The 12941-nt window shown below is 70.2% G+C and carries 11 protein-coding genes; 5 read left to right on the top strand and 6 right to left on the bottom strand.

Going from position 1 to position 12941, the window contains the following annotated elements; all coding sequences use genetic code 11:
• The first annotated feature begins 510 nt into the window (after positions 1-510).
• Together xylB and xylA are read left to right on the top strand one after the other, a co-directional pair.
• Positions 511-2007 carry a xylulokinase gene (gene xylB, locus CSC64_RS06320; RefSeq protein WP_238389785.1) on the top strand — a complete coding sequence of 499 codons (1497 nt, stop codon included), beginning with the start codon at positions 511-513 and terminating at the stop codon, positions 2005-2007.
• Positions 2008-2054: 47 nt separating this feature from the next.
• Positions 2055-3392 carry a xylose isomerase gene (gene xylA / locus CSC64_RS06315; protein WP_162434479.1) on the top strand — a complete coding sequence of 446 codons (1338 nt, stop codon included), beginning with the start codon at positions 2055-2057 and terminating at the stop codon, positions 3390-3392.
• A 23-nt stretch (positions 3393-3415) separates the two neighbouring features.
• On the opposite strand, the gene CSC64_RS06310 is transcribed toward xylA, so the two are convergent.
• The 6 genes from CSC64_RS06310 to nirK form a co-directional block, all read right to left on the bottom strand.
• Entirely contained in the window at positions 3416-4477 is a 1062-nt protein-coding gene (locus CSC64_RS06310) for a LacI family DNA-binding transcriptional regulator (protein WP_162434478.1), read from the bottom strand.
• Positions 4478-4628: 151 nt separating this feature from the next.
• Positions 4629-4868 carry a hypothetical protein gene (locus CSC64_RS06305; protein ID WP_162434477.1) on the bottom strand — a complete coding sequence of 80 codons (240 nt, stop codon included), beginning with the start codon at positions 4866-4868 and terminating at the stop codon, positions 4629-4631.
• Between the two features lie 74 nt (positions 4869-4942).
• A complete protein-coding gene (gene azu / locus CSC64_RS06300) occupies positions 4943-5398 on the bottom strand; it encodes an azurin (protein WP_162434476.1) in 456 nt (151 codons plus the stop codon).
• 50 nt (positions 5399-5448) lie between these two features.
• On the bottom strand, positions 5449-6063 hold the full coding sequence (locus tag CSC64_RS06295) for an SCO family protein (protein ID WP_162434475.1): 615 nt from the start codon (positions 6061-6063) through the stop codon (positions 5449-5451).
• On the bottom strand, positions 6060-6878 hold the full coding sequence (locus CSC64_RS06290; protein ID WP_162434474.1) for an SUMF1/EgtB/PvdO family nonheme iron enzyme: 819 nt from the start codon (positions 6876-6878) through the stop codon (positions 6060-6062). The genes CSC64_RS06295 and CSC64_RS06290 overlap by 4 nt, the downstream gene beginning before the upstream one ends.
• A gap of 31 nt (positions 6879-6909) precedes the next feature.
• Positions 6910-7980 (bottom strand): copper-containing nitrite reductase, encoded by a 1071-nt coding sequence (nirK, locus tag CSC64_RS06285; RefSeq protein ID WP_162434473.1) that lies wholly within the window; start codon positions 7978-7980, stop codon positions 6910-6912.
• 216 nt (positions 7981-8196) lie between these two features.
• On the opposite strand from nirK, the gene CSC64_RS06280 reads away from it, so the two are divergent.
• The 3 genes from CSC64_RS06280 (at position 8197) to ubiU (ending at position 12929) form a co-directional block, all read left to right on the top strand.
• Positions 8197-10287, top strand: coding sequence for a TonB-dependent copper receptor (locus tag CSC64_RS06280; RefSeq protein WP_162434472.1), 2091 nt, complete (start codon positions 8197-8199; stop codon positions 10285-10287).
• Between the two features lie 102 nt (positions 10288-10389).
• The gene (locus CSC64_RS06275) at positions 10390-11874 is read left to right on the top strand and encodes a UbiD family decarboxylase (RefSeq protein ID WP_162434471.1); all 1485 of its coding nucleotides are present in this window, start codon (positions 10390-10392) and stop codon (positions 11872-11874) included.
• A gap of 53 nt (positions 11875-11927) precedes the next feature.
• A complete protein-coding gene (ubiU, locus tag CSC64_RS06270) occupies positions 11928-12929 on the top strand; it encodes a ubiquinone anaerobic biosynthesis protein UbiU (protein WP_162434470.1) in 1002 nt (333 codons plus the stop codon).
• The last annotated feature ends 12 nt before the right edge of the window (positions 12930-12941 follow it).

Raw genomic sequence — 12941 nt, 5'->3', positions numbered from 1 at the left:
GGGGGGGGGGGGGGGGGGGGGGGGGGGGGGGGGGGGGGGGGGGGGGGGGGGGGGGGGGGGGGGGGGGGGGGGGGGGGGGGGGGGGGGGGGGGGGGGGGGGGGGGGGGGGGGGGGGGGGGGGGGGGGGGGGGGGGGGGGGGGGGGGGGGGGTGTGGTGGGCGGCGGCGGGGTCAGATGTGTAAAAGGGTCAGCGGGTGCTGCATCAAGGGGTCGGCTCGATTCTAGGTCGCCGGTCCGGCCAGCCGTGGCCCGGAGCGGGGCAAAGCGGCCGTTTCGTGGGCAAACGGGCGCGACGGATTGATGTATGCGATCAATACATCAATGTGTCTGGCGCAGATGACGCCGGTCGAAGGTCCCGCTGCATGGGGTGAAGGTTGCGCGCTGCAGCAAGCCATTTTCCGGGGGGCTGGTAGAGTCCTGCCCAGCCACGGCCGTTTCTCCGCCTGGCTGCAACGGGCCGGTGGCCCGTTTTTCCCTGGCGATGATGGTAGCGCTAACACGATGGCCGACATGGACCGGAACAACCCGATGGTGATCGGCCTGGACGTGGGCACGCAGAGCGTCAAGCTGGTGGCCTACGACCCGCAGTCGCGGCAGGTGGTCGCGACCATCGGCGAAGCCCTGGAACTGGCGTCCGGCGACGACGGCAGCCGCGAGCAGCGCGCCGAGTGGTGGATCGAGGCGATCCGCGGCTGCTTCGCGCGCCTGGACCCGGCGCTGCGCGCGCGCACTGGGGCGATCGGCGTGTCCGGCCAGCAGCACGGCTTTGTCCCGGTCGACCGCGACGGCAACGTGCTGGCGCCGGCCAAGCTGTGGTGCGACACCAGCACCGCGGCCGAATGCGACCTGATCATGGACGCGATCGGCGGCGCGCGGGGCGCGATCGATCTTGCCGGCAACCCGGTCCTGGTCGGCTACACCGCTTCCAGGTTGCCGTGGACCCGCAAGCACCGTCCGCAGGCCTACGCACAGCTGGCCACGATCCTGCTGCCGCACGACTACGTAAACTTCTGGCTCACCGGCGAACGCTGGATGGAGTGCGGCGATGCGTCGGGCACCGGCTGGCTGGACGTGCGCAAGCGGCAGTGGTCCAACGAGATGATCGCGGCCACCGATCCCGACCGCGACCTTTTCGACTGCCTGCCGCCCCTGGTGGACGCCGATTTCACCTGCGCCATCGCCGCGGCCGTCGCCGACGAACTCGGTCTGCCGCGCGGGGTGCGCGTGTCGGCCGGCGGTGGCGACAACATGATGGCCGCCATCGGCACCGGCAACGTTTCACCGGGCGTGCTGAGCATGAGCCTGGGCACGTCCGGCACGCTGTTCGCGCACGCCGACCGCCCGATCGTCGATGACGAGGGCCGCTGGGCCGCGTTCTGCGATTCCACCGGCGGCTGGCTGCCGCTGGTCTGCACCATGAACTGCACCGTGGCCACCGAGTCGGTGGCCAGGTTGTGCGGCTTCTCCACGAAGGACGGCGACGCGCTGCTGGCCAATACCCGCCCCGGCGCCGACGGCCTGCTGATGCTGCCGTTCCTCAACGGCGAGCGCACGCCCAACCTGCCCAATGGCCGCGGCAGCGTGTTCGGCATGACCGCCACCAACTTCACCCCGGCCAACCTGTACCGCGCGGCGATGGAAGGGGCGGTGTACAGCCTGAAGAACGGCTACGACGCCTTCGTCGATGCAGGCATGCGCTTCGAGGCGATCCGCCTCACCGGCGGCGGCAGCCACAGCGCGGTGTGGCGGCAGATGGTGGCCGACGTGTTCGGCCTGCCGGTGGACGTGCCGGAGCAGGCTGAAGGCGCGGCCTTCGGCGCGGCGCTGCAGGCGCTGTGGGCCACGCAGCGCGCCGCCGACGCCGACTTGGCCGCGCTAGCCGCCGCGCATGTGCGCCTGGAACCGCGCCTGTCGGCGCACCCGCGCGCCGAGGCCACCGCCGCCTACGACGTACAGTACCGCCGTTTCCTTTCCCACCTCGACGCGATCCGGCCGCTGTACGCCTGAACGCGAATTCCCGCAAGACCGGCACCACCCACGACGGAAGCGAAGACATGAGCAGCAAGGCATTCATCGGCGCGAAGGAATACTTCCCCGGCATCGGCCAGGTCCCCTACGAGGGCGCCGGTTCGGACAACCCGCTGGCGTTCAAGGTCTACGACGCCAACAAGAAGATCGGCGGCAAGACCATGCGCGAGCACCTGCGCTTCGCGGTCTGCTACTGGCACACCTTCTGCAACGCCGGCGCCGACCCGTTCGGCCCGGGCACGCGCCGCTTCCCGTGGGAGCGCGACAACGCCATGGCCACCGCCGAAGCCAAGGTCGACGCCGCGTTCGAGTTCTTCACCAAGCTCGGCGTGCCGTACTACTGCTTCCACGACGTGGACCTGGCGCCGGACGCGGAGGACATCGGCCAGTACCAGCGCAACCTCACGCGCATGGTCGCGATGGCGAAAGAGCGCCAGCAGGCCACCGGGATGAAGCTGCTGTGGGGCACGGCCAACCTGTTCTCGCATCCGCGCTACATGAACGGCGCCTCGACCAACCCGGATTTTCATGTCGTGGCCCGCGCCGCGGTGCAGGTAAAGGCCGCGCTCGACGCCACCGTCGAGCTGGGCGGCGAGAACTACGTGTTCTGGGGCGGCCGCGAGGGCTATGCCTGCCTGCACAACACCGACATGAAGCGCGAGCTGGCCCACTTCGCCCGCTTCCTCGCCGCCGCGCGCGACTACGGCCGCAGCATCGGCTTCACGGGCAAGTTCTTCATCGAGCCGAAACCGATGGAGCCGATGAAGCACCAGTACGACTTCGACAGCGCCACCGTCGCCGGCTTCCTCAAGGAGCACGGGCTGGAGAAGGACTTCTCGCTCAATATCGAAGCCAACCACGCCACCCTGTCCGGCCACACCTTCGAGCACGACCTGCAGGTCGCTTCCGACCATGGCCTGCTCGGCAGCATCGACGCCAACCGCGGCAATCCGCAGAACGGCTGGGACACCGACCAGTTCCCCACCGACCTGTACGACACCGTCGGCGCGATGATGGTGGTGCTGCGCCAGGGCGGGCTGGTCGGCGGCCTGAACTTCGACGCCAAGCCGCGCCGCGAATCCACCGACATGGAGGACCTGTTCATCGCCCACATCGGCGGCATGGACGCGTTCGCCCGTGGCCTGGAAGTGGCGCATGCGCTGCTCAACGACTCGCCGTGGGAGAAGTGGCGCACCGAGCGCTACGCCAGCTTCGACGGTGGCGATGGCAAGGGCTTCGCCGAGGGCCGGCTGGGCCTGGCCGATCTCGCCGCACTGGCGGCGAAGAACGGCGAGCCCAGGCAGACCAGCGGCAAGCAGGAGCGCTACGAGAACCTGCTCAACCAGTACCTGCTGTCGCGCTGAGGGCGGTGCCGCCGCCCGCCGGTTCAGCCGCGCCTGGCGGGCGCCGCGGCCGAGTCGCGCACGACCAGGCGGTGCGGCATGACCTGGTCGACCAGTGCGCGCGTGCCGCCGTCCTTGTCGCGGATGGTGCGCAGCAGGATGTCGATGGCGGCGTTGGCCATCGCGGCGATCGGCTGGTGGATGGTGGTCAGTTCCGGCCACACCGTGATGGCCGAGGATGAATCATCGAATCCGACCACGGCCAGGTCGCGTGGCACGTCCAGCCCGCGGCGGTGCGCGACCGAGACCACGGCCGCGGCCATGTCGTCGTTGGAGGCGATGATCGCGGTCGGCGGCCGTTTGTGGGCGAGGATCCTGCCGCCGGCCTTCAGCCCGGAGCGGTAGGTGTAGTCGCCCTGTTGCACCAGCGCGGTGTCCAGCGCCAGGCCGGCCGCGGACAGCGCGGCCTGGAAGCCTTCGTAGCGCAGCGCGCTGGCACGCATGTCGGCGCGGCCCTTGATGAAGCCGATCCGGGTGTGGCCCTGGGCGACCAGGTAGTCGGCCAGCTCCCGGCCGGCGCGCAGGTCGTCGATGCGCACGCAGGAGATCCCGAGGCTGCCCTGGCCGGCGGCGATGGCCACGACCGGGATCCCGGCGCGCACGAACTCGCCGACCACCGCGGGCGATTCGCACACCGGTGGCAGCAGGATCACGCCATCGACCCGGCCGGCCATGGTCCGCGCGGCCTTGCGCTCGGTGTCGGTGTCGGCGCTGTCCCAGTAGTCGATCACCAGCTGGATCGAGGTGCGCGCGGCCACGCGCAGCAGGCCGACCAGGATCTCGCGCAGGTAGGCGTCGCTGGGATTGTTGTAGACCAGGGCGACGCGGGTATGCTGCGCCGCGGCCAGTGAACTGGCGGCCAGGTTGGGCGTGTAGTCGAGTTCGCGCACGGCCCGCATCACCCGTTCGCGGGTGGTGTCGCGGACCTTGCCCTGGTTGTTCATCACCCGCGATACGGTCATCGGCGAGACGCCGGCGAGCGCGGCGACTTCGTCGATGGTCACGCCGCGGCCCTTGCGGCGCACCGATTTCCTGGGCTTTTCCAAACCGTTCCCCTCTCGTCCATGCTGCCCGGGGCAGGTGCGTGATGCTATCGCCTGCGCCGCGTACTGGCGAACCCGCGCCTTGCGCCGCGCATGTGCGCATCGGGCAGGCGCTCGAGACCGGGTTCCGGATGGAGTGGAACGGGGTACGGCCTCAGCCGCCGCAGCCCCCGCAGCACACCGAAGGCTGCTGTTCGATGTCGTGCAGCGCGACCGGTTGGCCGGCCGCGGCCAGGGCCTCGGCCAGGTCCTGCGCCTGGGCCAGGGTGGAGATGCGCAGTGTCGTGGCCGCGCTGTCGAGGTCGAGCACCGCGGCCGGATCGACCGCCAGCAACCGGGCCTCGAGCGCGTCCAGGTCGAGCGCCTTGCCGGCAACGTGTACGTGGAATTCCATCGGTTTTTCCCGGGGCGCGAAGGCCCGTTGCAGAGAGACAGGCCCGGCGCGCGCCTGCGCGCCGGGCCGGCGCCTTACTTGGTGACGACCAGCTTGCCCTTCATCAGGGTCGAGTGGCCGGGGAAGCTGCAGAAGAAGCTGTAGTCTTCGCCGGCGGTGAGCTTCTTGCCGGGGAAGGTCATCTTGGTCTTGGCGCCGCCGCCGATCAGGTCGGTATGGGCGATCACGCGCGCGTCGCCCGGCGGCACGTAGGCATTGGCGGTACCGGCCTTCATCGCATCGCGGGCCACGCCAGCCATGTCCGGGGTCTTGGAGATGACCACGTTGTGGCCCATCGCGGTGACCGGCAGCTTGCCGGTGTGGGTGAGCTCGACGGTGATGGTCGGGCAGCCGGCCGAGACGGTGATCTCCTTCTGGTCGAACTTCATCGCATCGTCGCCCTTGAGCGAGATGGTGCAGTTGCCGGCGGCGTGCGCCATGCCGGCCATGCCGAACAGTGCCAGGGCGGCGAGGGTGCGGGTAGCGTTCATGGGGTGCTCCTTGTTGGCGGTGTGACAGGTGATGGGGTGAAGGATAGCGCTCAGGGTGTTGCGAGCGCGTCGCGGACCTGCTGCAGGAAGGCCGGGTCGGGGGCCGCGCCGTCCACTTCCGAGCGGGCCAGCGGCCGACCTTCGGCATCGAGCAGGACCAGCACGCTGGTGTGGTTGATGCTGCCGTCCTCGCGGAAGCGGTAGCGAACGTCGAGGACGCTGGCCAGCGCGCGGACATCATCGGCCGCGGGGACCAGGTAGCGCCAGTCCTCCGGCGTGCGGTGGCGCTCGGCCACTTCGGCCATGGCCGCGGGCGTATCGCGGGCCGGGTCCAGGGTGAGCATCGCCACGCCCAGGCGGCCGCGCTCGGCTTCCGGCAACTGCTTCTGCAGTGCCTTGGCGTTCTCCAGGATCAGCGGGCACATCAGGTGGCAGTTGCCGTAGAACATCGACACCAGCTGCGGCTGGCCGCGCAGGTCGGACCATTGCAGCGGCTTGCCGTGCTGGTCGGTGAGGCCGGCCTGCAGGTGGTAGAGCGAGTCGCCGGGCAGCGCGTTCGCCGTGGCGGCCGCCGACGTGGTGGCGGGCGCGGCTGTTGCGTGGAAGGCGAGCGTTCCCGTCGCCAGCGCGATCGCAAGCAGCAGGGGATTGAGCGGGAGTTTCATGGCTGGCTCCTTGCACAGCGGAATCCCAGGTTGCCCAGGGTGGCCCCGGGCTGAAGGGCCGACAGCAGGACGAAGCGCTTGACCACGCCGTAGTCGGCCTGGTCGTTGAAGGCCAGGGCGGTGGCGCCGCAGAACTGGAGCGCGTCGCCATCCTCCGAGCCGCGGCGGTCGCCTTCGCCCAGCAGCGAGGAGAAGTCGCCGGTCCATTCCCAGTACGCGCCGTGCAGGCCGTACACGCCGTAGACGTTCGGCGGCGCGTCGCGGGCGGCATCAGGTGCGCCGGGGGTGCCGTCGTTGACCTGGCGCATGCGCCAGGCGCGGTCGCCGCGTGCATCGGTGCGGGTGGCGTCTGCGGCGGCGGCGAATTCCCATTCGACGAAGTCGGGCAGGCGCGCGCCCTGGTCGCGGCAGAAGGCGTCGGCCGCGTACCAGTTGACGTGCACCACCGGTGCCTGCGCATCCAGGTGGTCGCCGGGGGCTTCGGGCGTGGCCCAGTGGCCCAGGTAGCCGGGGCTGGAGAACACCGCCGGCACGCGGTCGCGCCGCCACTGCGGCTGGCGCTGCAGGAAAGCGGCGAACTGGGCGTTGCTCACCGGCCGCGACATCAGCTGGAAGGAGGCCACCGGCACGGTGGCCGAGGCCTCCTCGAACCGCACCGAGGAACGGAACTGCCCGCCGGCGATCGCCTGCCAGGCGATCGTGCCGTCCCTGGCGCCGCCGTTGCCTGCGCTGGCGTCCGGGCCGCCGGCAACGGCAAGCGCCGGTGCCAGGGCCAGGGCTGCAACCAGTGCCAGGAGCGGTTTCGGGCGGGACATGCGTTCCATCTCGGTGCCTGCGTGCTGCCTCTTACTTGTACTGGTTGCCCTGCGGGATGCCTTCGGGGTAGTCGATGTCGTGCTGCTGGCCGGTGTAGATGTCGTGCTTCGGCTCGCCATCGACCTTGAGGATGCCCAGCGCACCCTTGTGGAAGGCGCGGAAGATGCTGTGGTCGACCAGCACGAAGTTGCCGGGGACGTCGGCGGTGAACTCGACCACGGCCGAACCGCCGGCCGGGATCAGCGTCGTCTGCACGTTCTCCTGGTACTTGGTGCCGCCCTCGATGTAGACCTTGTCGAAGATCTCGCCGATGACGTGGAAGCTGGACACCAGGTTCGGGCCGCCGTTGCCGACGAACATGCGGATCTTCTCGCCGGCCTTGGCCTGCAGCGCGTTGTCGCCGGTCAGGGCGCCGACTGAACCGTTGAACACCACGTAGTCCGGGTGCTCGGCGATGCCCTTCTCCAGGCTGAACGGCTGCAGGCCCGGTTCGCCGTGCTCGCCCTCGGTGTAGAAGTCGCCCTGCATGACGTAGAACTCCTGGTCCACCGGCTCCATGCCTTCCTCCGGCTCGACCAGGATCAGGCCGTACATGCCGTTGGCCACGTGCATCGCCACCGGGGCCATCGCGCAGTGGTAGACGTACAGGCCCGGGTTGAGCGCCTTGAAGGTGAACTGCGTTTCCTTGCCCGGCAGCGTGAACGTGGCCTCGGCGCCACCGCCCTGGCCGGTGACGGCGTGCAGGTCGATGTTGTGCGACATGTGCGAGCTGTGGTGGTTCTTCAGCTTGAACTCCACCGTGTCGCCTTCGCGCACGCGGATGAAGCTGCCCGGCACCGTGCCGCCGAAGGTCCAGAAGTTGTAGGTGACGCCGTCGGCCAGGCGCATGTCCTTCTCGACCATCTCCAGGTCGACGACGATCTTGGCCGGCGTCTTGCGCGTGATCGGCGCCGGTACTTCCGGCGGCGCGGTCAGCTGCGCCTGGATCACCGGCAGGTTGGCGTCGGCGGCCGGCTTGGCGGCGATGGCCTGGCCGGCGAACACGGCAGCGATGGCACCGGCAAGCGCACAGGCGAGGAGCGGGGAGTGACGGGTCTTCATTGCGGTTCTCTCTGTTGGGTCCGTTGGTCTGCGGAACAAAGCGTGCGCCTGCGCATGGTCGCGCTCCTTGATTTGCATCAAGCCTGGGCGCGGTGGTGGCGGTCTGCTTGATAAAGGTCAAGCAACCCTTCAGGTGGACATTTTGTCCAATCCCCTGCGACTTGCGCGGCCCCAGAATCTGCACATCGAAAACGGAAAAGAGAACGGAAGAGCACCATGAAAAGGACCCTGCTCGCCTGCGCCCTGGCCGGCGCCCTGTTCGTCCCGCCCGCGGCGGTGGCGACACCGGCGCCTGCACCGGAACCCTCCGAAGCCGCGCACGTGCATGCCGCGCCGACCACCGCAGCGGTCACCCAGATCGACGGTGTGGTGGTGATTGGCGTGGCGCCGATTGCTGCAAGCACCTTCGTCACCGACCCGAAGCTGCCGCGGCAGCCGGTCCCGGCCAGCGACGGCGCCGACTACCTCAAGACCATCCCCGGCTTCAGCACCCTGCGCAGCGGCGGCACCAACGGCGACCCGGTGCTGCGCGGCATGTTCGGCTCGCGCATCGCGCTGCTGACCAACGATGGCGCGCTCAGCGGCGCCTGCCCCTCGCGCATGGACAACGCCATGTCCTACATCGCACCGGAAACCTACGACCGGCTGACCGTGATCAAGGGCCCGCAGACGGTGCTGTGGGGCGGCGGTGCCTCGGCCGGCACGGTGCGCTTCGAGCGCGAGATCCCCTACTTCGACCGCGCGGGCGTGCGCGCCGCCGGCAGCGTGCTGGCCGGCAGCAACGGCCGCAACGACCAGGTGATCGACGCCAGTGCCGGCACCCCGCGCGGCTATGTGCGCGCCTCGGCCAACCGCTCCGAAGCCGACGACTACAGCGACGGCGGCGGCCGCGAAGTGCCCTCGGCCTGGGAAAAGTGGAACGCCGACGCGGCGCTGGGCTGGACCCCGGACGAGGACACGGTGCTGGAGCTCAGCGCCGGCGCCGGCGATGCTGAGGCGCGCTACGCCGGGCGCGGCATGGACGGCTCGCAGTTCCGCCGCGACAGCCTCGGCCTGCGCTTCGAGAAGAAACACATCGGCGGCGTGCTCGACGCGGTGGCGGCGAACGTCTACCGCAACGAGGTCGACCACGTCATGGACAACTACACGCTGCGCGATCCGGATCCGTCCAGCAGCATGCCGATGCCGATGGCCAGCAACGTCGGCGATACCAGCCAGGGCGGCCGCGTGGCGCTGACCTGGCAGCAGGACCGCTGGGAAGTGACCGCAGGCGTCGACGGCCGCCAGAGCGAACACCGCAAGCGCAGCGCGATGGGCCGGGGTAACTACCGCAACATGCCGTGGAGCGAGGACGCGCGCTTCCGCACCGTCGGCGTGTTCGCCGAATCGCACTGGCACCTGGACGAGGCCAACCACCTCATGTCCGGGCTGCGCATCGACCGCGCCGAAGTGGATGACCTGCGAGCCACCACCGGCAGCGGCATGATGCCGCTGCCCAATCCCACCGCAGGCCAGCAGCGCAGCGAGACCCTGCCGGGCGGCTTCATCCGCTACGAGCGCGACATGGCCGGCCGCCTGGGCTGGTACGCCGGCATCGGCCATGCCGAGCGCATGCCCGACTACTGGGAGCTGTTCTCGCCGAACCTTGGCCCGGCCGGCGCCGCCAACGCCTTTGCCGGCGTGCAACCCGAACGCACCACCCAGCTCGATGCCGGCCTGCAGTACCGCAGCGGCGCGGTCGAGGCCTGGGCGTCGGTGTACGCCGGCCGGATCGACGACTACATCCTGTTCGACTACATGAGCGGAGGGATGATGGGCACCACCACGCGCGCGCGGAACCTTGACGCCGACATCGCCGGCGGCGAGCTGGGCGTGGACTGGACGCCGCGCGACGGGCTCAAGCTGTCAGGCGTGCTGGCCTACGCCTGGGGCGAAACGGACGAGGGCCCGCTGCCGCAGATGCCGCCGCTGGAAGCACGCCTGTCGGCCAGCGGTGAGCGCGGGCCGTGGTCGTGGGGCGCGCTGCTGCGCGTGGCCGCCTCGCAGGACCGGGTCAACACCGACCAGGGCAACGTGGTCGGCCGCGACCTGGGGCCAAGCCCCGGCTTCGAAGTGTTCTCGATCAACGGCGGCTACCGCTTCAGCGACCGCATCCAGCTCACCGCCGGCATCGACAACCTGTTCGACCGCGAGTACAGCGAGCACCTCAACCTGGCCGGCAACAGCTCCTTCGGCTACCCGGCCGAGCCGCAGCGCATCGCCGAACCGGGCCGCACCGGCTGGATCAAGCTCAACTTCAACTACTGAGCCCGCAGGGGCAGGGCACCGGTGGCTTGACCTGCGTCATCGCCACCGGCCAGCACCGCCACTAGCGTTCGAGGGCCATCCGCCGCTCCCGGACCACGCCCCATGCACGACCTGCGCGCCTTCCTCCAGCACCTGTTCCGCCACCGGCAACTGCTGGAGATCGACGCGCCGGTGGATCCGGAGCTGGAAAGCACCAGCCTGTGCCTGCGCGCACTCAGAGAGGGCGGGCCGGCGCTGCTGATGCAGAACGCGACCGGTTCCACCCACCCGATGCTGGGCAACCTGTTCGGGCACCGCCGCCGGATCGAGCTGGCCATCGGCGACCGCCCGATCGCCTCGCTGCGCGAACTGGGCGAACTGCTGGCGGCGCTGAAGGAGCCGCGCTGGCCGGCCTCGCTGCGCGATGCGCTGGAGCAGTGGCCCGGGCTGGCGCAGCTGGCCAACGTGGCGCCGAAGCGGGTCGAGGACGCCGCGTTCTGCGAACAGGTGGTGGAGGCCGCCGACATCGACCTGGCCAAGCTGCCGGTGCAGCGCTGCTGGCCTGAGGACGCAGGGCGCCTGGTCACCTTCGGCATGGTCATCACCCGTGGCGTGCACCAGCCGCGGCAGAACCTGGGCATCTACCGCCAGCAACTGCTCGGCGGCAACCGCGTGATCATGCGCTGGCTGCCGCACCGTGGCGGTGCGCAGGACTACGCATCCTGGCAGCAGGCCTTCCCCGACAAGCCGTTCCCGGTGCTGGTGGCGATCGGCGCCGACCCGGCGACGATGCTGGCGGCGGTGGCGCCGGTGCCCGATTCGCTGTCCGAGTACGAGTTCGCCGGCCTGCTGCGCGGCTCGCGCAGCCGCGTCTGGCGCAGCGGGCTGACCGGGCTGGACGCGCCGGCCGGCGCGGAGATCCTGCTCGAGGGCTTCATCCATCCCGGCGACACCGCACTGGAAGGCCCGTTCGGCGACCACACCGGCTACTACAACGCGCAGGGCACCTTCCCGGTGCTGACCGTGGAACGGATGCGCCTGCGCCGTGACGCGATCTACCACGGCAGCTACATGGGCCGCTCGCCGCACGACGAGCCGTCGGTGCTGTCGATGGCGCTCAACGACATCTTCGTGCCGATCCTGCGCAAGGTGTTCCCGGAAATCGTCGACTTCTACCTGCCGCCGGAGGCGTGCTCGTACCGGATCGCGGTGGTCAGCATCCGCAAGCAGTACCCGGGCCATGCGCGGCGGATCATGATGGCGGTCTGGTCCTACCTGCGCCAGTTCACCTACACCAAGTTCGTGATCGTCACCGACGAGGACGTGGACGTGCGCGACTGGAGCCAGGTGATCTGGGCGATCTCGACCCGGGTCGACCCGGCGCGCGACAGCATGCTGGTGGAGAACACCCCGATCGACTACCTGGATTTCGCCACGCCGGTGTCAGGGCTCGGCTCCAAGCTGGGCCTGGACGCCACCCGCAAGTGGCCGGGCGAGTCGGCGCGCGAGTGGGGCCGGCCGATCGTGCAGGATCCGCGGGTGGAACAGCGCATGGACGCGTTGTGGTCGGCGCTGGTCCGCACGCCCGGACCTGACATGGATCAATGAGCGCGCCGCCGCGGCCGCCTAGGATGGCGCTCCCTTCGAGCGGGAGAGCGACCATGCAACTGGTGTGTCCGGCCGGCAACCTGCCGGCGTTGCGCGCGGCGATCGACGCCGGCGCCGATGCGGTCTACGCCGGCTTCCGCGACCAGACCAACGCGCGCGCGTTCCCCGGCCTGAACTTCGACCAGCGCGAACTGCGCCAGGGCATCGCCTACGCGCACGCGCTGGACCGCCAGGTCTACCTGGCCCTGAACACCTACCCGGACAGTGCGCGCCTGCCGGCCTGGCAGGCTGCGGTCGACCAGGCCGCCGAGCTGGGCGTGGACGCGATCATCGCCGCGGAGATGGGCGTGCTCGACTACGCCTGCCGGCACCATCCGCAGATGGCCCGGCACCTGTCGGTGCAAGGTTCGGCGACCACCGCGCCGGCGCTGAAGTACGCGTACGAGCGCTTCGGCATCGCCCGCGCGGTGCTGCCGCGGGTACTGTCGGTGCAGCAGGTCGAGCGGTTGTGCGCGGCCTCGCCGGTGGCGATCGAGGTGTTCGCCTTCGGCAGCCTGTGCATCATGGTCGAGGGCCGCTGCCAGCTATCCAGCTACGTCACCGGCATGTCGCCCAACCGCCATGGCGTGTGCTCGCCGGCGAACTTCGTGCGCTGGGAAGAGCATCCGCAGGACAACAGCCGCAGTGTGCGCGTCAACGGCATGCTGATCGACCGCTTCGCCGAGGGCGAGCCGGCCGGCTATCCCACCGTGTGCAAGGGCCGCTACGACGTCGGCGGCGAGATCTTCCACGCGCTGGAGGAGCCGACCAGCCTCAACACCCTGGAGCTGCTGCCGCGGCTGGCCGAGGCCGGCGTGGCGGCGCTGAAGATCGAAGGCCGCCAGCGCGGCGTGGCCTACGTGCGCGCGGTGGCGTCCACCTGGCGCCAGGCGATCGACCGCTACCGCGGCGATCCGCAACGCTGGTCGGTGCAGGACGACTGGCAGCGCGCGCTGTCGGCGCACGCCGAGGGCCAGCAGACCACGCTCGGCCCCTACCACCGCGCCTGGCACTGAGCGCGATCTCCA

Source organism: Pseudoxanthomonas koreensis, assembly GCF_010093225.1.
GTDB classification, from domain to species: domain Bacteria; phylum Pseudomonadota; class Gammaproteobacteria; order Xanthomonadales; family Xanthomonadaceae; genus Pseudoxanthomonas; species Pseudoxanthomonas koreensis.
This window is presented reverse-complemented; position numbering and strand designations above follow the sequence as displayed.

Bases quoted from the DNA above. Each gene is read 5' to 3' on its own strand.
- xylB (WP_238389785.1), top strand. From the start codon at position 511: ATGGACCGGAACAACCCGATGGTGATCGGCCTGGACGTGGGCACGCAG.
- xylA (WP_162434479.1), top strand. From the start codon at position 2,055: ATGAGCAGCAAGGCATTCATCGGCGCGAAGGAATACTTCCCCGGCATC.
- CSC64_RS06305 (WP_162434477.1), bottom strand. From the start codon at position 4,868: ATGGAATTCCACGTACACGTTGCCGGCAAGGCGCTCGACCTGGACGCG.
- azu (WP_162434476.1), bottom strand. From the start codon at position 5,398: ATGAACGCTACCCGCACCCTCGCCGCCCTGGCACTGTTCGGCATGGCC.
- CSC64_RS06295 (WP_162434475.1), bottom strand. From the start codon at position 6,063: ATGAAACTCCCGCTCAATCCCCTGCTGCTTGCGATCGCGCTGGCGACG.
- CSC64_RS06290 (WP_162434474.1), bottom strand. From the start codon at position 6,878: ATGTCCCGCCCGAAACCGCTCCTGGCACTGGTTGCAGCCCTGGCCCTG.
- nirK (WP_162434473.1), bottom strand. From the start codon at position 7,980: ATGAAGACCCGTCACTCCCCGCTCCTCGCCTGTGCGCTTGCCGGTGCC.
- CSC64_RS06280 (WP_162434472.1), top strand. From the start codon at position 8,197: ATGAAAAGGACCCTGCTCGCCTGCGCCCTGGCCGGCGCCCTGTTCGTC.
- CSC64_RS06275 (WP_162434471.1), top strand. From the start codon at position 10,390: ATGCACGACCTGCGCGCCTTCCTCCAGCACCTGTTCCGCCACCGGCAA.
- ubiU (WP_162434470.1), top strand. From the start codon at position 11,928: ATGCAACTGGTGTGTCCGGCCGGCAACCTGCCGGCGTTGCGCGCGGCG.